Source organism: Pseudomonas sp. BN607, from assembly GCF_029871175.1.
GTDB lineage: Bacteria > Pseudomonadota > Gammaproteobacteria > Pseudomonadales > Pseudomonadaceae > Aquipseudomonas.
Genome location: NZ_SSOE01000061.1, coordinates 130,835 through 151,877, shown reverse-complemented (window position 1 = coordinate 151,877; position 21,043 = coordinate 130,835). Strand labels below are relative to the sequence as shown.

At 64.5% G+C, this 21,043-nt stretch carries 19 protein-coding genes; 11 read left to right on the top strand and 8 right to left on the bottom strand.

Going from position 1 to position 21,043, the window contains the following annotated elements; genetic code table 11:
* Positions 1 to 137: 137 nt before the first annotated feature.
* Genes E8E68_RS18600 through E8E68_RS18585 form a run of 4 tightly spaced genes read left to right on the top strand, consistent with a single transcriptional unit; the run spans position 138 to position 5,272 of the window.
* Positions 138 to 593 (top strand): (2Fe-2S)-binding protein, encoded by a 456-nt coding sequence (locus E8E68_RS18600; protein WP_012271943.1) that lies wholly within the window; start codon positions 138 to 140, stop codon positions 591 to 593.
* Entirely contained in the window at positions 593 to 2,842 is a 2,250-nt protein-coding gene (locus E8E68_RS18595; protein ID WP_280343615.1) for a molybdopterin cofactor-binding domain-containing protein, read from the top strand. The genes E8E68_RS18600 and E8E68_RS18595 overlap by 1 nt, the downstream gene beginning before the upstream one ends.
* Before the next feature lie 17 nt (positions 2,843 to 2,859).
* Positions 2,860 to 4,203: a cytochrome c gene (locus E8E68_RS18590; RefSeq protein ID WP_266030135.1), complete on the top strand. Its 1,344-nt coding sequence runs from the start codon at positions 2,860 to 2,862 to the stop codon at positions 4,201 to 4,203.
* 49 nt (positions 4,204 to 4,252) lie between these two features.
* The gene (locus E8E68_RS18585; RefSeq protein WP_280343612.1) at positions 4,253 to 5,272 is read left to right on the top strand and encodes an XdhC family protein; all 1,020 of its coding nucleotides are present in this window, start codon (positions 4,253 to 4,255) and stop codon (positions 5,270 to 5,272) included.
* A 16-nt stretch (positions 5,273 to 5,288) separates the two neighbouring features.
* Here E8E68_RS18585 and E8E68_RS18580 read toward each other — a convergent pair whose 3' ends face one another.
* The 3 genes from E8E68_RS18580 to E8E68_RS18570 all read right to left on the bottom strand — a co-directional run bounded on the left by E8E68_RS18580 (position 5,289) and on the right by E8E68_RS18570 (position 6,789).
* Positions 5,289 to 6,077 carry a transporter substrate-binding domain-containing protein gene (locus E8E68_RS18580; protein ID WP_280343609.1) on the bottom strand — a complete coding sequence of 263 codons (789 nt, stop codon included), beginning with the start codon at positions 6,075 to 6,077 and terminating at the stop codon, positions 5,289 to 5,291.
* A 185-nt stretch (positions 6,078 to 6,262) separates the two neighbouring features.
* A complete protein-coding gene (locus E8E68_RS18575; RefSeq protein ID WP_280343606.1) occupies positions 6,263 to 6,463 on the bottom strand; it encodes a DUF1289 domain-containing protein in 201 nt (66 codons plus the stop codon).
* Between the two features lie 8 nt (positions 6,464 to 6,471).
* Positions 6,472 to 6,789 (bottom strand): hypothetical protein, encoded by a 318-nt coding sequence (locus E8E68_RS18570; protein WP_266030129.1) that lies wholly within the window; start codon positions 6,787 to 6,789, stop codon positions 6,472 to 6,474.
* 316 nt (positions 6,790 to 7,105) lie between these two features.
* Here E8E68_RS18570 and E8E68_RS18565 point away from each other — a divergent pair, with 316 nt between their 5' ends.
* Positions 7,106 to 8,851 carry a BCCT family transporter gene (locus E8E68_RS18565; RefSeq protein WP_266030128.1) on the top strand — a complete coding sequence of 582 codons (1,746 nt, stop codon included), beginning with the start codon at positions 7,106 to 7,108 and terminating at the stop codon, positions 8,849 to 8,851.
* A gap of 51 nt (positions 8,852 to 8,902) precedes the next feature.
* Here E8E68_RS18565 and E8E68_RS18560 read toward each other — a convergent pair whose 3' ends face one another.
* Positions 8,903 to 9,565 (bottom strand): response regulator, encoded by a 663-nt coding sequence (locus E8E68_RS18560; protein WP_280343603.1) that lies wholly within the window; start codon positions 9,563 to 9,565, stop codon positions 8,903 to 8,905.
* On the bottom strand, positions 9,562 to 10,956 hold the full coding sequence (locus tag E8E68_RS18555) for an ATP-binding protein (RefSeq protein WP_280343600.1): 1,395 nt from the start codon (positions 10,954 to 10,956) through the stop codon (positions 9,562 to 9,564). The genes E8E68_RS18560 and E8E68_RS18555 overlap by 4 nt, the downstream gene beginning before the upstream one ends.
* 150 nt (positions 10,957 to 11,106) lie before the next feature.
* Between E8E68_RS18555 and E8E68_RS18550 the strand changes: the two genes are divergently transcribed.
* The 3 genes from E8E68_RS18550 to E8E68_RS18540 are packed head-to-tail and all read left to right on the top strand — an operon-like array spanning position 11,107 to position 16,818.
* The gene (locus tag E8E68_RS18550; protein ID WP_280343597.1) at positions 11,107 to 12,306 is read left to right on the top strand and encodes an efflux RND transporter periplasmic adaptor subunit; all 1,200 of its coding nucleotides are present in this window, start codon (positions 11,107 to 11,109) and stop codon (positions 12,304 to 12,306) included.
* A gap of 1 nt (position 12,307) precedes the next feature.
* A complete protein-coding gene (locus E8E68_RS18545) occupies positions 12,308 to 15,442 on the top strand; it encodes an efflux RND transporter permease subunit (RefSeq protein WP_280343594.1) in 3,135 nt (1,044 codons plus the stop codon).
* A complete protein-coding gene (locus tag E8E68_RS18540; RefSeq protein ID WP_280343591.1) occupies positions 15,442 to 16,818 on the top strand; it encodes an efflux transporter outer membrane subunit in 1,377 nt (458 codons plus the stop codon). The genes E8E68_RS18545 and E8E68_RS18540 overlap by 1 nt, the downstream gene beginning before the upstream one ends.
* Before the next feature lie 58 nt (positions 16,819 to 16,876).
* Here E8E68_RS18540 and E8E68_RS18535 read toward each other — a convergent pair whose 3' ends face one another.
* On the bottom strand, positions 16,877 to 17,356 hold the full coding sequence (locus E8E68_RS18535; RefSeq protein WP_266030121.1) for a VOC family protein: 480 nt from the start codon (positions 17,354 to 17,356) through the stop codon (positions 16,877 to 16,879).
* Positions 17,357 to 17,609: 253 nt separating this feature from the next.
* On the opposite strand from E8E68_RS18535, the gene E8E68_RS18530 reads away from it, so the two are divergent.
* Positions 17,610 to 18,260, top strand: a complete 651-nt coding sequence (locus E8E68_RS18530) for a TIGR04211 family SH3 domain-containing protein (protein WP_266030120.1) — start codon at positions 17,610 to 17,612, stop codon at positions 18,258 to 18,260.
* 45 nt (positions 18,261 to 18,305) lie between these two features.
* Here the strand turns inward: E8E68_RS18530 and E8E68_RS18525 are convergent, their stop codons facing one another.
* Positions 18,306 to 19,211 (bottom strand): LysR family transcriptional regulator, encoded by a 906-nt coding sequence (locus E8E68_RS18525; RefSeq protein WP_110744181.1) that lies wholly within the window; start codon positions 19,209 to 19,211, stop codon positions 18,306 to 18,308.
* Between the two features lie 150 nt (positions 19,212 to 19,361).
* The gene (locus E8E68_RS18520; protein ID WP_266030119.1) at positions 19,362 to 19,547 is read right to left on the bottom strand and encodes a hypothetical protein; all 186 of its coding nucleotides are present in this window, start codon (positions 19,545 to 19,547) and stop codon (positions 19,362 to 19,364) included.
* Between the two features lie 162 nt (positions 19,548 to 19,709).
* On the opposite strand from E8E68_RS18520, the gene E8E68_RS18515 reads away from it, so the two are divergent.
* A complete protein-coding gene (locus E8E68_RS18515; RefSeq protein WP_266030117.1) occupies positions 19,710 to 20,096 on the top strand; it encodes a VOC family protein in 387 nt (128 codons plus the stop codon).
* Positions 20,097 to 20,140: 44 nt separating this feature from the next.
* Positions 20,141 to 20,710: a hypothetical protein gene (locus E8E68_RS18510; protein ID WP_266030116.1), complete on the top strand. Its 570-nt coding sequence runs from the start codon at positions 20,141 to 20,143 to the stop codon at positions 20,708 to 20,710.
* The last annotated feature ends 333 nt before the right edge of the window (positions 20,711 to 21,043 follow it).

The window sequence follows — 21,043 nt, the reverse complement described above, 5'->3', positions numbered from 1 at the left end:
GCTTGCCCGATCCTCTGAACCTGCATGCGCGACCAGACCAGCGGTCACCCCCCTGTGCTAGCGTTTGCAAGTTGGGAACAACGTATTCCCACTCGAAAATTACACAGCGACAACAACCGATGACTGGCAGGTGAACCATGGAACTACGCATCAACCAGAAGACCTACCAGGTCGAGGCAGACGCCGACACGCCCCTGCTGTGGGTGATTCGCGATGATCTGGGGCTGACCGGTACCAAGTATGGCTGCGGCCTGGCCCAATGCGGCGCCTGTTCGGTACTGGTCGACGGCAACGTGGTACGCGCCTGCGTCACCCCGGTGGCCGGCGTGGTCGGCCGCGAGGTCACCACCATCGAGGCTATCGAGGCTGATGCCGTCGGCAAACGGGTGGTCGCGGCCTGGGTCGAGCACCAGGTGGCGCAGTGCGGCTACTGCCAGTCCGGCCAGGTGATGGCGGCCACGGCGCTGCTCAAGCACACGCCCAAGCCGAGTGATGCGCAGATCGACGCCGCCATGGTCAACCTGTGCCGCTGCGGTACCTACAACGCCATCCATGCCGCCGTGCATGACCTGGCCCAAGGGGAGCAGGCCTGATGAACACGCCCGTCGATACCCCCGCCGAACTGCTCAGGCTGCAGCTCGGCGAAACGGTCAACCTCTCACGCCGGCGCTTTCTGGCCGGCACTGCGGTCGGCGCCCTGGTGCTGGGTTTTGGCCTGCCCATGGGCGCGGCGCGCGTGCAGGCAGCAGCTGCGTCAACTGCAGAACGCGGTACCCAGGTGCCGGCGTTTCTGGAAATTCGCCCGGATGGCACGGTGCGCCTGCTCAGCCCGTTCGTGGAGGGCGGGCAAGGTCCGTTCACTGCCATGGCGCAGATCGTCGGTGAAGAACTGGACGTCGACCCGGCCCAATTCGTGGTCGACAGCGCGCCCCCCGGCGAAGCCTATGTGGTGATGGAAAACGGCATGCGCATCACCGGTGGCAGTATGTCGGTACGCATGAGCTACCCGACCATGCGCCGCCTCGGCGCCCTCGCCCGGGCCATGCTGTTGCAGGCAGGCGCCGAGCAACTGGGCGTACCGATCGAGGAGCTCTCCACCACCCCGGGTAACGTGGTACATACCACGACTGGCCGTTCGCTGCCCTATGGTGAACTCGCTGGGCGCGCCATGGACCTGCCGGTGCCCGACCCGTCCAGCGTCAAGCTGCGTGACCCTAGCCAGTTCCGCTGGATCGGCAAGCCCGTGCGCCGCCTGGATGCCTACGACAAGTCTACCGGCAAGGCCCAGTACTGCATCGACATCAAGGTTGATGACATGCTCCACGCCGCCGTGCAGCATGCACCGCGCCTGGGCATGACCGTGGGCAGCCTGCGCAACGAAGCACAGGTCAAGGCCATGACAGGCGTGCATTCGGTGCATCAATTGCCAGGCGCCGTGGCGGTGGTCGCCGAACGCTGGTGGCACGCCAAGCGTGCCGTAGAAGCCCTCCAGGTGGACTGGAAAGAGCCAGCCGCCGACAGCAAGCTACGGCCGATGCCGGCCGACTTCTCCAGCGACGGCTGGCGCGAGCACCTGGCCTCGGTCGACGGCCCCGCCCGGGATGAAGAGAACGAGGGTGATATCGCCGGCGCCCTGGCCAATGCCAAGACCAAGGTCGAGGCCAGCTACCACAACCAGTACCTCAACCATGCCCAGCTGGAACCACCGTCCGCCCTCGCCCGCTTCAACGCCGATGGCACCCTCGACGTGTGGTTGCCCAATCAGGCACCGGATATGTTCCGTGACGACATTGCCAAACGCACCGGCCTGGAAACCGGGCAGATCAACCTGCATTCGCCATTGCTGGGCGGCTTCTTCGGCCGCCACTTCCTGTACGACTCGGCCAATCCCTACCCGCAGGCCATAACCTTGGCCAAGGCGGTGGGCCGGCCGGTGAAACTGATCTGGAGCCGCGAAGAGGAGTTCCTGCGCGATGTGCTGCGCCCGGTCGCCGTGGTGAAATTCCGCGCCGGGCTGGATGCCGATGGCATGCCGGTGGCGATCGAAGCGGTAAGCGCCACCGAAGGCCCGACGGAGGCCCTCGCTGGCAAGCAAGGTGACAAGATCGACCCGACCGCGCTTGAAGGGCTGTCGGGCAAGGCCTACGCCATTGCCAACAAACGCATCGCCCAGATCTACGTCAAAGGCCCGGCCATGCTCGGTTACTGGCGCTCGGTCGGTAACTCGCTGAACGACTTCTTCTACGAATCATTCCTGGACGAACTGGCTGACAAAGGCGGCAAGGACCCATTTGAACTGCGCCTGCACCTGCTGCGCGACAACCCGCGCCTGACCAACCTGTTGAATGCAGTGGCCGACTTGTCCGGTGGCTGGAAGCGCGGGCCTTTCACTGCCGAAGATGGCAGCAAGCGGGCACGTGGCGTGGCCATGGCCTCACCGTTCGGCTCGGAGGCAGCAGTCATCGCGGAGGTGTCGATAGAGAACGGCCAGGTCAGGGTGCACGATATCTGGCAAGCCATCGACCCGGGCAGCATCGTCAACCCGGCGATCATCGAGCACCAGGTCAACGGCGCTGTCGCCCTGGGCCTTTCGCAGACGCTGGTGGAAGAAGCGGTGTATGTCGACGGCAAGCCGCGCGCGCGCAATTATGACCTGTACCCGATCCTGCCACCTTCGCGCATGGCCCGGGTGCATGTACGCATTGTCGAAAGCGGGGCGAAGATGGGCGGTATCGGTGAGCCACCGCTGCCCGCAGTGGCGCCAGCGGTAGCCAATGCGGTCGCGCAGCTTACCGGCCAGCGCGTACGCAGCCTGCCAATGAGCCGTCACACCTTCAGCTAGCGCACAAGGAATGCCCCATGACCCACCGTTTCGCAAGAACCGCTGGCTGGCTGGCGCTGCCGTGCCTGGTCGCGGCAGGCCTGCTGGCCTGGTATGTCACCCGCGAGCCCGCCTCGCCGTTTACCGATGCACAGGCCAGCACTGCCGACCCGGCGCTGGTCAGCCGGGGCGAGTATGTAGCCCGGCTGAGCGATTGCGTGGCCTGCCACAGCGTGCCAGGCGGCAAGCCGTTTGCAGGCGGGCTGCAAATGGCCACGCCGCTGGGGGCCATTCATGCCACCAACATCACCCCCGACCAGGGCACGGGTATCGGCAACTACAGCCTGGCCGACTTCGACCGCGCCGTGCGCCATGGTGTCGCCCCCGCAGGTCGGCGGCTTTACCCGGCCATGCCCTATCCGTCCTATGCCAAGCTCAGCGATGACGATGTGAAGGCGCTTTACGCGTTCTTCATGCACGGCGTACAGCCAGTGAAGCAGGCCAACCTGGCCAGCGACATCCCCTGGCCGCTGAACCTGCGCTGGCCCATCGCACTGTGGAATGGGCTGTACGCCGCCAACACGCCGTACGCCGCCAAGGCCGGTCAGGACGCACAATGGAACCGTGGCGCCTATCTCGTCCAGGGGCCCGGCCACTGCGGCAGTTGCCACACCCCACGCGGCCTGGCCTTCAACGAAAAAGCCCTGGATGGCAGCGGCGAATCGTTCCTCGCCGGCGCATTGCTCGATGGCTGGTACGCACCCAGCCTGCGCACTGACCACAACACCGGGCTGGGGCGCTGGAGCGAGGCGGAAATCGCCCAGTTCCTGAAAACCGGCCGCAACCGGCATGCGGTGGTGTTCGGTTCGATGACCGAGGCGTTCAACAACTCCACGCAGTTCATGACTGACGGCGACCTGGCTGCCATTGCCCACTACCTGAAGTCGCTGCCGGGCGACCCGCAGCGTGATGGCCCACCGTGGCAGTATCAGGCAGAATCGGCAGCCGTGCGGCTCGACACGCCGGGGGCGCACACCTACGTGACCCGCTGCGCCTCGTGCCACGGCCTGGATGGCAAAGGCCAGGCCGAATGGATGCCGCCGTTGGCCGGGGCCACGTCGGCACTGGCGCAGGAGGACGCCTCGGCGATCAATATCACCCTGAACGGGTCGCAGCGGGTGGTGACTGCCGGGGTGCCGGATGCCTACCGCATGCCGGCTTTCCGCGAACAGCTGGGGGATCAGGAGATTGCCGAGGTGCTGAGCTTTGTGCGTTCAGCCTGGGGTAACCATGGTGGCGCGGTGAATGCGCAGGCGGTGGGCAAACTGCGCGGGCATACCGACCCGGCCAGCAGCAGTCCCATCATCTTGCATATGCGCTGACGCCGGGTGCCTGTGCCGGCCTTTGAATATCCGGGTTAATGGAGCCCCAATGGAAAGCATCGACCTGCTGGTCCTACGCACCACCCGTGACTGGCTCGCCGCCGGCCACCGCGCCCTGCTCGCCACCGTTGCCCGCACCTGGGGCTCCTCGCCCCGCCCGGTCGGCTCGATGATGGCCTTGCGCAGCGATGGCCGGGTGGTGGGCAGTGTTTCCGGCGGCTGCATCGAGGACGATCTCATCCATCGCTACACCCGTGCCTACGGCGGCCCGGGCATGCCCACCAGCCTGCCCCAGGTGGTGCGCTATGGCGTCAGCGCCGATGAAGCCCATCGCTTCGGGCTGCCCTGCGGCGGCACTCTCGAACTGGTGCTGGAGTTCGCCCCTTCATTACCGCACCTGGAGCAGCTGCTGGCCTGCCTGGATAGCGGGAGCCTGGTACGCCGCGACCTCGACCTGCACAGCGGCGCAGCCAACCTCACTGCCACTGCCACACCTGAACTGTTCAGTTTCGATGGCCAGCGCCTGCTCAGCACCCTCGGCCCCGGTTACCGCCTGCTGCTGATCGGTGCCGGGGCACTGGCCGAGTATCTGGCCACCATGGCCTTGTTCAATGGCTTCAGCGTTTCGTTGTGCGACCCGCGCCCGGAGTACACGGCGGGTTGGAGCATCGCCGGGGTCACCTTGCTGCCCGGCATGCCGGACGATGTGGTCCGCGCCTTCAGCGCAGATGTGCGCAGTGCCATCGTCGCCGTCAGCCACGACCCCAAGCTGGACGACCTGGCGCTGCTCGAGGCCTTGCACAGCCCGGCGTTCTATATCGGCGCCATTGGCTCGCGACGCAACAGCCAGCTGCGCCGGGAGCGGCTGATCGAGCACTTTGGGGAAAGCGAAGCATCGCTGCAGCGCCTGCACGGTCCAATCGGCATCTATATCGGCAGCAAGACCCCGGCGGAAATCGCCGTCAGCGTCATGGCCGAGATTCTTGCGGCCAAGAACGATGTCAGTTTGCCCAGCGCCGTCGACGTGACCAAGGCCAAGGAAGCCAAACAGCTGGCGCAGTCCCTGTAAAAGCGCGCACAGGCAGTTATTGCCAGCGCTCCAGGTTCTGCTTCACCAGTTGCTCGGGCAAATCTCCACTCACGATCTTCGCCATCTCGCGCGCCAGTGCCTCGCGCAACTGCGGCCGGTTGCAGGGCGAATCGTGCGAAATTGCCAGGTACAACCCTTCGCTGGACACAGGGGGCTGCAGCACCTGCACAGTGCCTGCAATACCCAAGGTCCGCGCCAGCGCCATGCCGGGGTACTGCTCGTACACCACGTAATCGCTGCGCTTGTGCATCAATTTCTCGAACGCCTGCCGGGCGCCGGGCACCGCTTCGAGGGTGAGGTTGGCATGGGCGTAGTCATCGAACTGCTGCCCGTGGCTGTTATTGACCAAAGTACCGCCCTTGCGCCCCTTGAGGTCGGACCATTGCCGGTAGGCGAAGGCATTGTCCTGACGCACCCAGATCACGCTGGGGGTGTACAGGAAAGGCGGGGCAATGAAGTCCATCTGCTGGCGGCGCGCGTCGGTCTGGAAATAACCGGCGAGCAAGTCGATACGCCCGGTGCGAACTTCTTCCTGGGCACGCGACCACGGCCCTCCGTAGACCACCTCGACTTCGAGCCCCAATTGCTTGCCCAGGTACTTGAGCAGGTCGGCATTGGCACCAATCAATTGCTGAGGGTTTAGCGGGTCACGCCACAGGTAGGGCGGGTATTCAGGGTTACCAGTAGCGGTCAGCCGTCGGCAGGCATCGTCCGCTACCGCCGCCACGGGCAGCAGCGACAGGCACAACAGGAGCAGGGCGTGGCGAAAGCAACGCTCGATCATCTACGACCCTCGGCACATGTAACATCCGGCGACCCCGCGCGGTGGCGAAAGGCTGCCACCTCCTGTGGTCGACTGCAGCAATCATCGATGCGTGCCAGAGACAGTCTGGACCATCAGCGGCGAGGAGGACAGCCTTTCATCGGCCAGAAGCACTGTGTGGGGGGGGCGTTCGCGGGCCTGCGCGCTCAGTCGGCACTCTGCCGCTTGGCCGCTTTCTTGGTGATGGCCTTCATACGCGTCGCCGCGCGTTGCACGGTGGCCATCTTCTCGGGGCGCTTCATGCCCCGCCATTTGCGGATTTCTTCTCGGGTACGGCCGCAGCTCACGCACAGCTCGCTATTGAGCTGGCATAACGAAACACAGGGGTTGTCGATGCCTTTGGCCATGCCACCACTCAGCCAGTCAATTCTGCCCGTGCACGCTCGCCGGCGTTATTGAATACCTGGCGCACTTCCTCGGCCTTGCCCTTGCTCACCGAGTGGGCAGCCACGAGTTCATCGACCACGCGCAGCCCCTGATCCACTGCAGTGGCCAGTTGCTCGGCATCGGAGGCGTCAGCGATATCACCCAGATAAGGAGCGATGAGGTACACGTAACGGTCCTGCAGCTTGAGTGTTTCCAGCGCGTCGAGGGCTTTCTGGAACCGATCGGCAGCGGCAGGGCTCATGCTCAATTTATCGAAATGAATCAGGCTCACACGGTCAGTGGCCATGTTGACGAATCTCCGTTTCCTGGTACGGCCAAGCCCACAGGCAGCAGCGCTTCTACGCGGCTCGAATGTGCGGGCCGGGGTAATGCCCATCAGGGTACCAGAAGCCGAGGCAGAATGGGCCACTGCCCCCAGAACTAAAAGTATTTGCCAAGTCGCGCAATGGACGCCCCAGGGCGTTATCGGGACAGGTGCCGCCGTTTACCGCGCAGGATAATCGCGCCAGCACCTCACCCCGCCGAGGCCATCAGCGCCCTCGGTAGCCCACACAACAACAAGCCTGCCCGCGCAGGTAAGCCACTCAGGGGCCTCATCATTCATGGCAAAGGAACACATCAACGAAACACTCGACCTTGGCGTGACCGACCCCTCGAAAACCGCAGAAGCCCGCCAAGACCGGCATTTCGAGGGCAAGCTGGACTGGATCGTCTTCGGTTTCACCAGCCTTTTGGCCATCGCCTTCGTGCTCTGGGGCCTGTTCAACCAGGCCAGCCTGGCCAACAGCGCCTCAGGTGCACAATCCTGGGTCATTCTGAATTTCGGCTGGTTCTTCGTGCTCACCTCCACGCTGTTCGTGGTGTTCGTGCTGTGGCTGGCGGCCAGCCGCTATGGCCGGGTACCGCTGGGCCGTGATGGCGAACAGCCAGAATTTCGTACGGTGTCGTGGGTGGCAATGATGTTCAGCGCCGGCATGGGCATTGGCCTGATGTTCTTCGGCGTGGCCGAGCCCCTGTCGCACTACGTGTCACCACCGCCAGGTTCGGCCAGCGGGCAGACCAGCGAAGCGATGCAGGTGGCGATGGCCACGACACTGTTCCACTGGACCCTGCACCCTTGGGCGATGTACGCCATCGTCGGCCTGGTGATTGCCTATGGCACCTACCGCCGGGGCCGCTCACAGTTGATTTCTGCCGCGTTCCGGCCATTGATCGGCAAGCACGCCAACGGCCCGCTCGGCCGCCTGATCGACATGATGGCGATCTTCGCCACGCTGTTCGGTTCAGCCGCCTCGCTGGGCCTGGGTGCCCTGCAGATTGCCGGTGGCCTGGAGTACAACGGCTGGGTCGAAAGCCCCGGCAAGCTGTTCTACATCTCGATCATCACCCTGCTGACCGTTGCCTTTGTGTCCTCGGCGGTGTCGGGCATCGGCAAGGGCATCCAGTGGCTGTCCAACATCAACATGGTGCTGGCGCTGGTGCTGGCGGTGTTCGTGTTCATGGTCGGGCCGACCCTGCTGATGCTCAACCTGCTGCCGACCTCGCTCGGCATCTATATCAAGATGCTCCCGGAAATGATGGCCCGCACCAACGCCAGCGGCGGTGAACAGATGGACAGCTGGCTGGCCGGCTGGACCGTGTTCTACTGGGCCTGGTGGATATCCTGGACGCCATTCGTGGGTATGTTCATCGCCCGCATCAGCCGCGGCCGCACCATCCGCCAGTTCGTTACCGGGGTACTGCTGGTACCGAGCCTGGTCAGCCTGGTGTGGTTCACCGTGTTCGGCGGCGCCGCCATCGATGCACTGCGCGAAGGCGCGTTCCAGCTGGCCAACGGCGCGGTCAACAGCAACCATGCGCTGTACCAGTTGCTTGACAGCTACCCGCTGGCTTCGGCGACCTCGGTGCTGGTAATGGTGCTGGTGGGTATCTTCTTCGTCTCCGGTGCCGACGCGGCCTCGCTGGTGATGGGCACGCTGTCGGAACATGGCACCACCACGCCCTCCCGGCGCACGGTGATTTTCTGGGGCGCGCTGACCGGCACGGTGGCGGCGATCATGCTGGCGATCGGCGACCCGCGTGACCCCGGCAAGGCGCTGACCGGGCTGCAGAACCTGACCATCGTCGTGGCCCTGCCGTTCGTGGTGGTGATGGTGCTGCTGTGCCTGGCGCTGTACCGCGACCTGCGCAAGGACCCGATGATGCTGCGTCACCTGCGTGGCAACGAACTGATCGAAAAGGCCGTGCTGTACGGCGCCGTGAAACATGGCGAGGAGTTCTACATCGTGGTGCAGGAAAAGAAGGCTTCGCTGAAACCGGCGGCAGCAAGCGAAATGTCCGAAACCTGACCCTTGAGGCCTGCGCGGTCCCCTGCAGGACCGCGCAAGCTTTCACACGGGTTATTCGAACTCCAGGCTATACCCCACCCCATACACCGAGCGGATCGGGTCATGCGCCGGGGTAATCGCGGTCAACTTGCGCCGCAGGTTCTTCACATGGCTGTCCACCGTGCGGTCAGCCACCACCCGGTGGTCCTGGTAGATGTGGTTCATCAACTGGTCGCGCGACAGCACCTGCCCCGGGCGCACCGCCAGCGCCGCCAGCATGCGGAACTCCACGGGCGTGAGTTCCAGTGCCACACCCCGATAGCGTGCCTGGAACGCCCGAGCATCCAGCTCCAGGCCGAGGCTGCCAGGCTGCTCGCCACTGCGGCGCAGCACCGCCTTGACCCGCGCCACCAGCTCACGCGGCGAAAACGGCTTGCAGATATAGTCGTCCGCGCCCAGCTCCAGGCCCAGCAGGCGGTCGATCTCGTCGACACGGGCAGTCATCATGATCAACGGCACGCGGCTGAAACCGCGGAGCTCGCGGCAAATATCCAGGCCGTCACGGCCCGGCAGCATCAGATCGAGCAACACCAGCGCGTACTGGCCCTGGCGAATGGCCGGAATCACCGCCAGGCCGTCGGCCAGGTGCTCGACGCTATAGCCGCCCGCGCGCAGGTAATCGCCCACCAATGCCGCAAGCTTGGGCTCATCTTCCACCAGCAGAATCCGGCTCATGCCTGCTCTCCCGCGACCGGCAAGGTCAACGCCAGCAACAGCCCACCCATGGCCGAGGCTTTGGCCGTCAACCGGCCGCCATGCACCTCGGCGATACCACGGCAGATCGCCAGGCCCAGCCCGGTGCCGCCACTGGCGCGGTTACGCGAGCGCTCAGCCCGGTAAAAACGCTCGAACAGGCGCGCCAGCGAGGCGCTGTCCACGCCGGGGGCGGTATCTTCACACTGCACCAGCACCTGATCCCCTTCCTGGAGTGCCCGCAACACCGTGTGGCCACCGGCATCGGTGTAGCGGCGACTGTTCTCCAGCAAATTGTGCAACAACTGGCCCAGGCGTGCCTCGTCGCCCAGTACCCACAACGGTTCGCCGGGTATTTCCACACGCAGTTCCAGGCCACGCTCGGTGAAACCGGCCTGAAAGGCTTCGGCAACAACCGACAACAGCACGCACAGGTCGATGCGTTCACGGCGATAGGTGGGGCCACCCACCTCGGCCAGTGACAGCTCGAACAGGTCGTCGACCAGCTTGCTCAGGGCCCCCACTTCGCCTTGCAGCGAACGCAAAGCATTGCCATCGAGCGGGCGAATGCCGTCTTCCATGGCCTCCAGTTCGGCGCGCATCACCGCCAGCGGCGTGCGCAGTTCGTGGGAAATATCGGCCATGAAGTCGCGCCGCAGGCGCTCGTTGCTGGCCAGCGTGGCGGCCATGCGGTTGAAGTCCTCGGCCAACTGCCCGGCTTCGTCCGCCGAGCGCACCGGCAGCTGGATGGCGTAATCACCCGCCGCCAGGCGATGGGTGGCGCTGGCCACTTCCCGAATCGGCCGCAGCAAGGCGCGGCTCAACCACCAGGCGATCACCGCCGTGGCCAGCAGGCAGGCCAGGCCGATCAGCAGGCTTGAGCGCAGTTGGTTGAGCTGGAAGCGCTGGTCGCCAATGCTGGTCACCGACTGCAGCGGCGCCAGGGCCATCCAGCCGACCACCTGGCCCTGATGGCGAATGGGCCGCAGCAGCATGTCGGCGGGCGCCGCCTGGTAGCCAATGATCGGCTGGCGCTGGGCGTCGAGCAAGGCAAAGCGCACGAATGCCCCGGTCAGGTCCGAGACGGTCAGCTGGCTGGGGTCGAAGACCTTGTCTGGCTGGGCGTCGTCTGGGCGCAGCAGCTCGAACCACTGGTCCTTGTCGCGGCGGATGAAATCCCAGCTGCCATGGCGCGCATAGGCCTGCTCGACCCGCGGCACGATGCGCTCCATGCGTTCTTCCGCCTGCTGGTTGAGGTAGCCGAGAAAACCGTATTTCAGGCTCAGGTAGGCGGCAAACACCATGCCCAGCACGGCGAATGCGCACACCGCGAGCATGGCGAAGAAGAACTTGCGCGATAGGCTGACTTTCATGGCACCGCCGGCACATTGGAATGGCCCGTATTGAAGCGCGCAGGCCGGGGTGCCGCAAGGTATGCCGGGCAATCTCCTTGCTTTCTGCACATTGCCTGCACAATTGCCGCGCACGCTGGCGGCATCGAAACCCCTGGCTCGGAGCCTGCGATGCCTACGTTATTCCACTCCTTGATGTTCGCCCGTTCGCCGCTGGCGCGTGCCCTGCTGCTGGGGGCCGGTCTGCTGGTCATCGGCGGTTGCCGCGAGGCCGAAAGCCCTGCCGCGCAACCACCGCTGCAAGAGGTCGCGGTGTATGAAGTGACCAGCGCCGCCCAGGCCCTGACCACTACCCTGCCCGGCCGCGCCAGCGCCCACCTGATTGCCGAGATCCGTCCGCAAGTCGGCGGCATCATCCAGAAACGCCTGTTCAACGAAGGCGACAGGGTCAAGGCCGGCCAGGCGCTGTACCAGATCGACCCGCAAACCTACCAGGCAGCCCTGGCCCAGGCTGAAGCCACTGTCAGCTCCGCGCGTGCCACGCTCAAGGCTGCTCAGCTCAAGGCCAGACGCGATGCACAGCTGGTGAAGCTCGACGCCATCAGCGCCGAAGACAACGAAAGCGCACAGGCCGCCCTGCTAGAAGCCCGCGCCAGCCTGCAATCGGCCCAGGCTGCGCAGCGCACCGCGCGGATCAACCTCGACTACACCCGCATCAATGCGCCGATCGAAGGCCGCACCGGCACCTCGTCGGTCACCCCTGGCGCACTGGTCACCGCCGAACAGACCACGGCGCTGACCACCGTGCAGCAGCTGGACCCGATCTACGTCGATTTCACTCAGCCCAGCAGCACCCTGCTGCGCCTGAAACGCGAGCTGGCCGAGGGCAAGCTGGCACCGAGCCCACAGCAGGACGCCACGCGCATCAGCCTGGAACTGGAGGACGGCAGCACCTACGCCCATGCCGGCACCCTCACCTTCAACGGCGTGAGCGTGGATGAAAGCACTGGCAGCGTAACCTTTCGCGCCGTGGTGCCGAACCCCGACGGCCTGCTCATGCCCGGCATGTACCTGAAAGCCACGGTGCAAGAAGGCGTGCAGGCCGATGCGGTCCTGGTGCCGCAGCAGGGCGTGAGCCGCGATGAGCGTGGCGGCGCTACCGCACTGGTGGTGGTCGACGGCAAGGTGCAGCAACGCGAGCTGACCCTGGCCCGCGCCGTTGGCAACCGCTGGTGGGTCAGCCAGGGCCTGGCGCCGGGTGACCAGTTGATCGTACAGGGCCTGCAGAAGGTCCGCGTCGGCCAGCAAGTGCAGGTGCAAGTGCAGGACAGCAGCCTGACGGCCCGCAACGACAGCCAGCGAGGCGAATGACATGGCACGATTCTTCATTGACCGGCCGATCTTCGCCTGGGTCATCGCCATTCTGGTGATGCTCGGTGGCGGCCTGGCGATCTTCCAGCTGCCGCTCGCCCAGTACCCCAACATCGCTCCGCCACAGATCAGCCTTAAGGCCAGCTATACCGGTGCATCGGCCAAGACGATGGAAGATTCGGTAACCCAGGTGATCGAGCAACAGATGACCGGCCTCGACGGCCTCACCTACATGTCCTCCAGCAGCAGCTCGGCGGGCAGTGCCTCGATCACCCTCACCTTCGAGGCCGGCACCGACATCAACACCGCGCAAATGCTGGTGCAGACCAAGCTGGAGCAGGCCAAGGCGCGGCTGCCCGAAGCCGTGCAGCAGCAAGGCATCGAAATCCACAACTCGGCCAGCGACTTCCTGATCATCCTGTCGCTGGTGTCGGACAACCCGGACGTCAGCGCCACCGATATCAGCGACTTCATTTCCAGCACCTTGTACGACCAGATCAGCCGGGTCAGCGGCGTCGGGCAGGTAACCACGCTGGGGTCGAGCTACGCCATGCGCATCTGGCTCGACCCGGACAAGCTCAAGCAGTATGCGCTGATGCCGTCGGACGTGAGCAGTGCCCTGGAGGCGCAGAACGTCGACACCTCCGCAGGCCAGTTGGGTGCCCTGCCCGCGCGTGCCGGCCAGCAACTGAATGCCACCATCAACGCCCGCAGCAAACTGCAGACCGCTGCACAATTCCGCGAACTGGTGCTCAAGCACAACAGCGCCGGTGCCGTGGTGACCCTGGCCGACGTGGCCCGGGTAGAGTTGGGCAGTGAAAGCTATGACGTGGTCGCCGAACACAATGGGCGGCCCTCCGGCGGCCTGGCGGTAAGCCTGGCTACGGGCGCCAATGCCCTGGACGTATCCGAAGCGGTGCAGGCGAAGCTGGCCGAGCTTGAGCAGTTCTTCCCCGGCAAGCTGCAATTGCGTAGCGAGGTGGCCTACAACACCGCGCCGTTCGTGAAGATTTCCATCGAGGAAGTGGTCAAGACCCTGTTCGAGGCCATCGCTTTGGTAGTGCTGATCATGTACTTGTTCATGCAGAACCTGCGCGCCACGCTGATCCCCGCCATCGCCGTGCCGGTGGTGCTGCTGGGTACCTTCGGCGTACTGGCCATCCTTGGCTACTCGATCAACACCCTGACCATGTTCGGTATGGTGCTGGCCATCGGCCTGCTGGTCGACGATGCCATCGTGGTGGTGGAGAACGTCGAGCGCATCATGGCGGAAAAAGGCCTGTCGCCGCGCGAAGCAACGCGCCAGTCGATGAGCGAGATCAGCGCCGCATTGGTCGGCATTGCCGTGGTGCTGTCGGCCGTGTTCGTGCCAATGGCGTTCTTCGGCGGCTCAACCGGGGTGATCTACCGGCAGTTCTCGGTCACCCTGGTGGCAGCCATGGCGCTGTCGGTGCTGGTGGCCATGACCCTGACCCCGGCCTTGTGCGCCACCCTGCTCAAGCCAGTAACCGCCCACGGCGAGCCGCGCCAGGGCTTTTTCGGCTGGTTCAACCGCACCTTCGAGCGCAATGCCCTGCGCTACCAGCAGGGGGTTGCCAAGGTGCTGGCGCGGCCGCTGCGGGGCCTGATGGTCTACGCCTTGGTGCTCGGTGGCGTGGTGCTGATGTTGCAGAAGCTGCCCACCGCGTTCCTGCCCGAGGAAGACCAAGGCATGCTGATGATGCAGATGACCCTGCCTGTGGGCGGCACCGACCAGCGGCTGCAGGAAGTCAGCCGCCAGGTGCAGGACTACATGCTGCAGCAACCTGAAGTGGCTTCACTGCTGACCGTGCGCGGCCTGGGTAATGGCGGCAACGCACAGAACTCCGGGCGTGGCTTCATCAAGCTGAAGGACTGGAGCGAACGCCAGGGCGAACAGCACAGTGCTGCCGCCGTGGCGCAGCGGGCCAACAGGGCGCTGTCGAAGATCCTCGACGCCAATGTCTTCGTCATCGCCCCGCCGGCCATCCAGGGCCTGGGCCAGAGTGCCGGCTTCGACGTGCAACTGCAGGACCTGGCCGGCCTCGGCCACGCCGAGCTGCTCAAGGCGCGTGACCAGTTCATCGCCTTGGCTGCCAAGGACCCCCGCCTGGCCAATGTGCGCGCCCAGGGCCTGGAAGACACGCCGCAACTGAACGTCAGCATCGATGACCGCAAGGCCGGCGCCATGGGTGTGGCGGCCAGCGACATCAACGACACCCTGAGCACGGTCATGGGTGGCAGCTACGTCAACGACTTCGTTGATGCCGGCCGGGTGAAAAAAGTCTACCTGCAGGGCGAAGCCGACAAGCGCATGCTGGCCGAAGACATCGGTGCCTGGTACGTGCGCAACGACAGCGATGCCATGGTGCCGCTGTCGGCGTTCACCCGCACCTCGTGGAGCACGGCTTCGCCGCTGCTGGAGCGCTTCAATGGCTTTGGTTCGTACGAACTGGTTGGCGAGCCGGCCCCGGGCGTCAGCTCTGGCGACGCCATGGCGGCAGTCGGAGAGATCATGGCACAGCTGCCTGAAGGTATCGGCTATGCCTGGGCCGGCCAGTCATACCAGGAACGCCTGGCCGGCAACCAGGCCCCGCTGCTGTATGCGATTTCGATCCTGTTCGTGTTCCTGTGCCTGGCGGCATTGTACGAAAGCTGGTCGGTGCCGTTCGCGGTGATGCTGGTGGTGCCAGTGGGCATCCTAGGCGCGGTGTTGCTGACCGGGGTGCGCGGGCTGGCTAATGACGTGTACTTCCAGGTCGGGCTACTGACCACGGTGGGCCTGGCGGCGAAGAACGCGATCCTGATCGTGGAGTTCGCCAAGGAACGCTACGAGCGTGGCCAGGACCTGTTGACCGCCACCCTGGAAGCCGTGCGTGTTCGCCTGCGACCGGTGCTGATGACCTCGCTGGCGTTCATCCTTGGCGTGTTGCCACTGGCCCTGAGCAGCGGCGCCGGGGCCGGCGGGCGCCAGGCCATCGGTACCGGCGTACTCGGTGGCATGCTCGCCGCCACCTTGCTCGGCCTGTTCTTCATCCCCTTGTTTTATGTGCAGGTGCAGCGCCTGGCCACACGCAGCAACGCCCCACGCCGCAACGTTGTCGCAGGAGAAGCCTGATGCGCATGCCCCCTCTGTTGATGTTGGTGCTGGCCCTTGGCGGCTGCGTCAACCTGGCCCCTGACTACCAGCGCCCGGCGGCGCCCGTGGCCGAGCAGTGGCCAACCCCCACCGCCAGTAGCAGCACCAGTGCCGAGATCGGCTGGCAGTCGTTGTTCGTCGATACGCGCCTGCGCGACACCGTCGCCCTGGCCTTGGCCAACAACCGCGACCTGCGGGTAGCGGCGCTCAATGTCGAGTACCAGCGCGCGCAGTATCGCATCCAGCGGGCGGCCCTATTCCCGGCGGTGTCCGCTACCGCTGACGGCACCCGCCAGCGTAGCGTCAGTAATGGCAGCAACGCGGTCAGCAGCCAGTACAGCGTTGGCCTGGGGGTGAGCAGTTACGAGCTGGACCTATTCGGCCGCCTGGGCAATCTCAAGGACGCCGCGCTGGAGGACTACCTGGCGCTGGAACAGACCCGGCGCAGTACGCGGATCAGCCTGGTGGCGGAAGTCGCCAGCGCCTGGATGACCTTGGCCGCCGACCAGCAGTTGCTGGCGCTGGCCCGCGAGACCTATGCCAGCCAGCAGAAGACCCTCGATCTGGTGCAGCAGAGCCACGCGCTGGGTGGCGAGTCCGGCCTCAGCCTGGCACAGGCATTGAGTACCGTGGAGTCGGCGCGGGCGGACGTCGCCAACTACCAAAGCCTGGTTGAACAGGACCGCAATGCCCTGGAACTGCTGGCAGGGTGCCGCGTGGATGACACGCTGTTGCCCCGGGGTGCCCGCCTCGATGCAGCGCTGCTGGTCGGCGTACCGGCGGGCCTGCCTTCGAGCCTGCTGCAACAGCGCCCGGACGTGCTGGCCGCCGAGCACACATTGAAGGCAGCCAATGCTGACATTGGCGCGGCGCGAGCGGCGTTCTTCCCCAGCGTCACCCTGACCGCCAGCGGTGGTACTGCCAGCAGCGAGCTGTCGGGGTTGTTCGCTGGCGGCAGCCGTGCCTGGAGCTTTGCGCCGTCGATCAATCTGCCGATCTTCAATGCCGGCAGCAACAGTGCAGCGCTGGATGCGGCCAAGGTCAGCCGGGATATCGAGCTTGCCACTTATGAAAAGACCTTGCAGACCGCGTTCAGTGAGGTGGCGGATGCCTTGGCCGTGCGCGGGCATGTCAATGAACGGCTGGACGCCCAGCGCAGCCTGACCAGCGCTACCGAGAAGAGCTACGACCTGTCGCTGGCGCTGTACAAACAAGGGTCGGAAAGTTTTCTGGAGGTGCTGGATGCGCAGCGTTCATTGTATTCGGCACAGCAGACGCTGATCAGCCTGGAACTGGTCGAACAACAGAACCGGGTGACTTTGTACAAGGTATTGGGGGGTGGCTGGCAGGGTTGAGCGAAAACCTGCCAGAGCCGCGAGCTGGAGTAGCGTAGGCGCATCATTGGCGCCTGCGTCAGCCCGCCAGCGCCGCCTGGATAGCAGCCACATCAATCTTGCCCATCTGCAGCATGGCGTCGAACGCGCGCTTGGCCGCCGCAGGGTCGGGGTGGGCGAAGGCCTCGATGAGGACCCGCGGCGTGATCTGCCACGAAATCCCCCACCTGTCCTTGCACCAGCCGCACACGCTGGCCTCGCCACCGTTGTTGACGATGGCATCCCACAAGCGGTCGGTCTCGGCCTGATCCTCGGTACACACCTGGAACGAAAACGCTTCGCAGTGGCTGAACGCCTTGCCGCCATTGAGCCCTATGCAGGGAATCCCCATTACGGTGAACGCCACGGTAATCACATCACCTTGCTTGCCCGAGGGGTAGTCACCCGGTGCCTTGTGCACCGCACCCACCTGGCTATCGGGGAAAACGCTGGCGTAGAAATGTGCCGCTTGCTCTGCGTCGTGGTCATACCAGAGGCAGATGGTGTTCTTGGCAGTCATGGCCCTGCTCCATGAACGTGTATGAGCGTTTGAGTCTAGCCCTGCCATTGGCCATAGGGGCTTACGGCCATCCGGTATTGCGGGATACCCAGGGGGCTATAGGGCGGGTGCTGCAACATTCTGCAGACATTTCCGACCTCCGGTGATGAACCTGCTGACAAAAATACGGTCTTTCGCTGACGGTCAACCCACCGACCGGTTCACCGGCCCAGTCACCGGGCCTACTTTTGTCCTGTTTCAGCGAAGACCCAACATGCCCGATTCCCGCCCAACTGCCTCCGCCCTCACTGCACTGCGCGGCGGCCTGATCGCCACACTCGTGGCCCTGGCCGCACCGGTACACGCCGAAGAGCCTGCCAGCGATGCACGCTGGGTCAGCGATAGCCTGAGCACTTACGTGCGCAGCGGCCCGACCGACGGCCACCGCATCGTCGGCACGCTCAAGTCCGGCCAGAAGCTCACCTTGATCGGCAGCCAGGGCAACTACAGCCAGGTACGCGGGCAGAATGGCGACGTGGTATGGATCCTCAGCAATGACTTGCAGGCGGTGCCTGGGCAGAACGAGCGGCTGCCGGAGCTCGAAGCCAAGGTCGCGGAACTCACCGGACAGTTGAATACCATCGACGACAGCTGGAAGCGCCGCGTGCAAGGCACGCAGGAAACGCTCGACTCGCGCAAACAGCTGATCGACGAACTGGAGACACGCAACAAAGCCCTGAACGAGCAGCTCGACCAAAGCCAGTCGGCGTTGCGCGATACCCAGGCGCGCCTGGGGGACGAGAACAAGCAGGTGATGATGCGCTACATGGTCTATGGCGGCAGCATCGCCGGCGCGGGCTTGCTCGCGGGGCTGATCCTGCCGGCGCTCACCCGCGGGCGCAAAAAGAACGATCGCTGGTTCTGAGCCACCGGCTTGCGTAAACCTGCCGGGGGCGATGCAGAGCGGGCCTTAGAACTTCGCCAGCTCTTCCCGGCAGAACTCCACGAACAACTGCGCTGGTTTGGTCAACTGCACCCGCTTCAACCACGCAGCGGCCAGCCCCGACAGCGCTACCGGTTCGGTGATATCCAGCATGACCAGGCGTTGGCCGTCGTAGGTGTATTCCGAATGCGGGCGAGTCACCAGCAGCGAAAACCCGAAGCCTTGCCCCACCATGCCACGCACCATCTCGATCGAGGGTGAGCTGAAGACAATGTTCGGTGTCAGCCCTAATTCGTTGAACAAGCTGACGAAGTAGGTGCGACTGGGAGCAACGTCCAGCAGGATCATCGGCTCGGGGCACAGGTCGCGCAGCGATACCTGGGCCTGGCCGGCAAAACGGTGGTGCTCCGGCAGCAGCACGTAGGGTTTCTGCGGCGGCATCAAGGGCTCGGCCTCGATGGTGCCGTCCAGGTCGTGGTCATAGAGAAATGCCAGGTCGAATGTGCCGGCGGTCAGGCCCTGGATCAAGTCCTGCTGTTCACCGTCGCGCAGGCGAATGTCCACGCCTGGGTAGCGCTGGCGAAAGCCGGCGATCAGGCGCGGCAGGTACAGCGGGGCCACGGTTTCGAAACAGCCAATGTCGATTTGCCCGGCGACGGTATCGTTGTCGGCCAGGGCGTTCTGTTCGAACTCATGGGCCATCTGCAACAGGGACTTGGTCTTGGCATAGAAACGTTTGCCGCTGGGCGTCAATGACACGCCCTGGGCGTGGTGGCGGATGAACAGCTGTACACCGAAACTTTCCTCCAGGCTTTTGATGGCCGTGGAAATGGACGGCTGAGCGATGTACAGCTGGCGTGACGCTTCGGCCACACTACCCGCTTCCACGGTGGTGACGAAGTACTTCAGTTGTCGCAAGGTATAGGCAGCCACAGGGGACCTCTCCGACGCTGGTCTGGGCAGACTGGGATCATGCCTCACACTGTACCCCCGACTCGCGGTGGGTGGGCGCTGGGAGCTGAAGGATTTACCTATGCCTTGAGCAGGTTTTTTGTAAGGGCCGGGTTGCCCCGGCCCAGTGCATCACTCAAACCCGGGGTTCGCCCGAATGCAGTCGTCCCCAATCTGCTTGTACCCCGACTCACAGGGCATTCCGACAACCGGAGCCGCACCGCGCTTGCGTCGGGACAGCGTTGCAGACGGCGCGGTGGTTTCCGCTTGATCCTCATCATGGGCGTCCGGCAGGTCTTTCATCGATTCTTCTTGCATGCATTTCACTCCTTGGTGGGTTGGTAACGCCAGGCCAACGATAGGACGCGCCTCTGCTGCCACCCAGCTGGAAACAAGCCCAAGGAGCGATGCAGCCACTGGTCAAAAACGCCTGAACGTCTTTACTGAGAGTCATCGGCCCCAGGTAAACGGTGTGCGCTTATGAAGATTGTGGTCACCAGCATCCTCGTCGACGACCAGGCCAAGGCCCTGGCTTTCTACCACTACGTACTCGGTTTCGAGCCCAAACATGACATCCCGATGGGCCGGCATCGCTGGCTGACACTGACCTCGCCCAACGACCCCAATGGGGTCGAACTGCTGCTCGAACCCGACGCGCACCCGGCGGCCAAGGTATACAAGGCCGCGCTCAAACAGGATGGCATCCCCGCCAGCTCGTTCGGCGTGCGTAACATCGAGGCCGAATACACCCGGCTGTGCGCTGCGGGCGTGCAGTTCACCCAGCCGCCTACCCGTATGGGGCCGGTCACCGTAGCGGTGTTCGACGACACGTGCGGCAACCTGATCCAGATTGCCCAGAAGCACTGAACGCCCATTGTCCCTCCCCCAATGCGCACCAATAAGGAAAACAGATGCGCCACGAATTCAGCGAAGTGCTCAACGACCTGGTCGACTACTTTCTGCTCGGCGATATCCAGTTGCTCGAGCGCTTCAAGCAAGACCATCAACTGCCCGACGACCTGGCTCATGCGTTCACCCACGGTGACAGCGGCGACCAGGCGGTGCGCGAAGGCGTCGTGCTACCGCTGGCCGGTGTCGACAACCTGCCCTACCGCATCCTGTTCACCCTCGACAACCACACCCCGGCCTTGCGCGAGGCCGGCAGCCGCCTGAAACACCGGCGCAACGGTTATGTACTGCGGGTCGAGCACGGTGCCCTGATGCTGTACACCTGGCGCATCCTGCAGCATTTCACGCCCAAGACCCTGGGCGACCTGATGGCGCGTTACCAGGTGCCGGGGCGGCCGATCATCGAACTGGAAAATGGCTGGTACGACGTCGAGGTGCTGGCGGGAGCAGTGGTGCGCGACGGGTTGTACGAGCCGGCGTTCGAGTTCGTGCTGAAGAAGCGCTGGAGCCGCGGTGAGGCGACCGCTGTGGACACCGGGTATGCGTTCGGGCTGCGCGGTTACTTTGATTGATGGGTTGCCTGTACCGGCCTCTTCGCGGGCAAGCTTGTCCCGCGAACGCGGGCGCAGCCCATGCCATGCACCCTGTTGGATGCTTCGCGGGACAAGCCCGCTCCCACAGGTACCCCGCAGGCTTGAGGCTGATGCAGTACCTGGGGAAGAACTGGCTTGCTCAATTTCCCCCGCGAACATGGGCGAAGCCCGTGCCATCCACCATGCTGGATTCTTCGCGGGCCCGCTCCCACAGGTACAGCACAGGCCTCTAAAGCTTTGCAGTCCAGGGACTGCACAGGCCTCGAAACCAGTGCAGTTCCTGTGGGAGCGGGCTTGCCCGCGAAGGGGCCA

Excerpts from the sequence above, each read along its gene's own strand:
- E8E68_RS18600 (WP_012271943.1), top strand. The coding sequence starts at position 138 with ATGGAACTACGCATCAACCAGAAGACCTACCAGGTCGAGGCAGACGCC.
- E8E68_RS18595 (WP_280343615.1), top strand. The coding sequence starts at position 593 with ATGAACACGCCCGTCGATACCCCCGCCGAACTGCTCAGGCTGCAGCTC.
- E8E68_RS18590 (WP_266030135.1), top strand. The coding sequence starts at position 2,860 with ATGACCCACCGTTTCGCAAGAACCGCTGGCTGGCTGGCGCTGCCGTGC.
- E8E68_RS18585 (WP_280343612.1), top strand. The coding sequence starts at position 4,253 with ATGGAAAGCATCGACCTGCTGGTCCTACGCACCACCCGTGACTGGCTC.
- E8E68_RS18580 (WP_280343609.1), bottom strand. The coding sequence starts at position 6,077 with ATGATCGAGCGTTGCTTTCGCCACGCCCTGCTCCTGTTGTGCCTGTCG.
- E8E68_RS18575 (WP_280343606.1), bottom strand. The coding sequence starts at position 6,463 with ATGGCCAAAGGCATCGACAACCCCTGTGTTTCGTTATGCCAGCTCAAT.
- E8E68_RS18570 (WP_266030129.1), bottom strand. The coding sequence starts at position 6,789 with ATGGCCACTGACCGTGTGAGCCTGATTCATTTCGATAAATTGAGCATG.
- E8E68_RS18565 (WP_266030128.1), top strand. The coding sequence starts at position 7,106 with ATGGCAAAGGAACACATCAACGAAACACTCGACCTTGGCGTGACCGAC.
- E8E68_RS18560 (WP_280343603.1), bottom strand. The coding sequence starts at position 9,565 with ATGAGCCGGATTCTGCTGGTGGAAGATGAGCCCAAGCTTGCGGCATTG.
- E8E68_RS18555 (WP_280343600.1), bottom strand. The coding sequence starts at position 10,956 with ATGAAAGTCAGCCTATCGCGCAAGTTCTTCTTCGCCATGCTCGCGGTG.
- E8E68_RS18550 (WP_280343597.1), top strand. The coding sequence starts at position 11,107 with ATGCCTACGTTATTCCACTCCTTGATGTTCGCCCGTTCGCCGCTGGCG.
- E8E68_RS18545 (WP_280343594.1), top strand. The coding sequence starts at position 12,308 with ATGGCACGATTCTTCATTGACCGGCCGATCTTCGCCTGGGTCATCGCC.
- E8E68_RS18540 (WP_280343591.1), top strand. The coding sequence starts at position 15,442 with ATGCGCATGCCCCCTCTGTTGATGTTGGTGCTGGCCCTTGGCGGCTGC.
- E8E68_RS18535 (WP_266030121.1), bottom strand. The coding sequence starts at position 17,356 with ATGACTGCCAAGAACACCATCTGCCTCTGGTATGACCACGACGCAGAG.
- E8E68_RS18530 (WP_266030120.1), top strand. The coding sequence starts at position 17,610 with ATGCCCGATTCCCGCCCAACTGCCTCCGCCCTCACTGCACTGCGCGGC.
- E8E68_RS18520 (WP_266030119.1), bottom strand. The coding sequence starts at position 19,547 with ATGCAAGAAGAATCGATGAAAGACCTGCCGGACGCCCATGATGAGGAT.
- E8E68_RS18515 (WP_266030117.1), top strand. The coding sequence starts at position 19,710 with ATGAAGATTGTGGTCACCAGCATCCTCGTCGACGACCAGGCCAAGGCC.
- E8E68_RS18510 (WP_266030116.1), top strand. The coding sequence starts at position 20,141 with ATGCGCCACGAATTCAGCGAAGTGCTCAACGACCTGGTCGACTACTTT.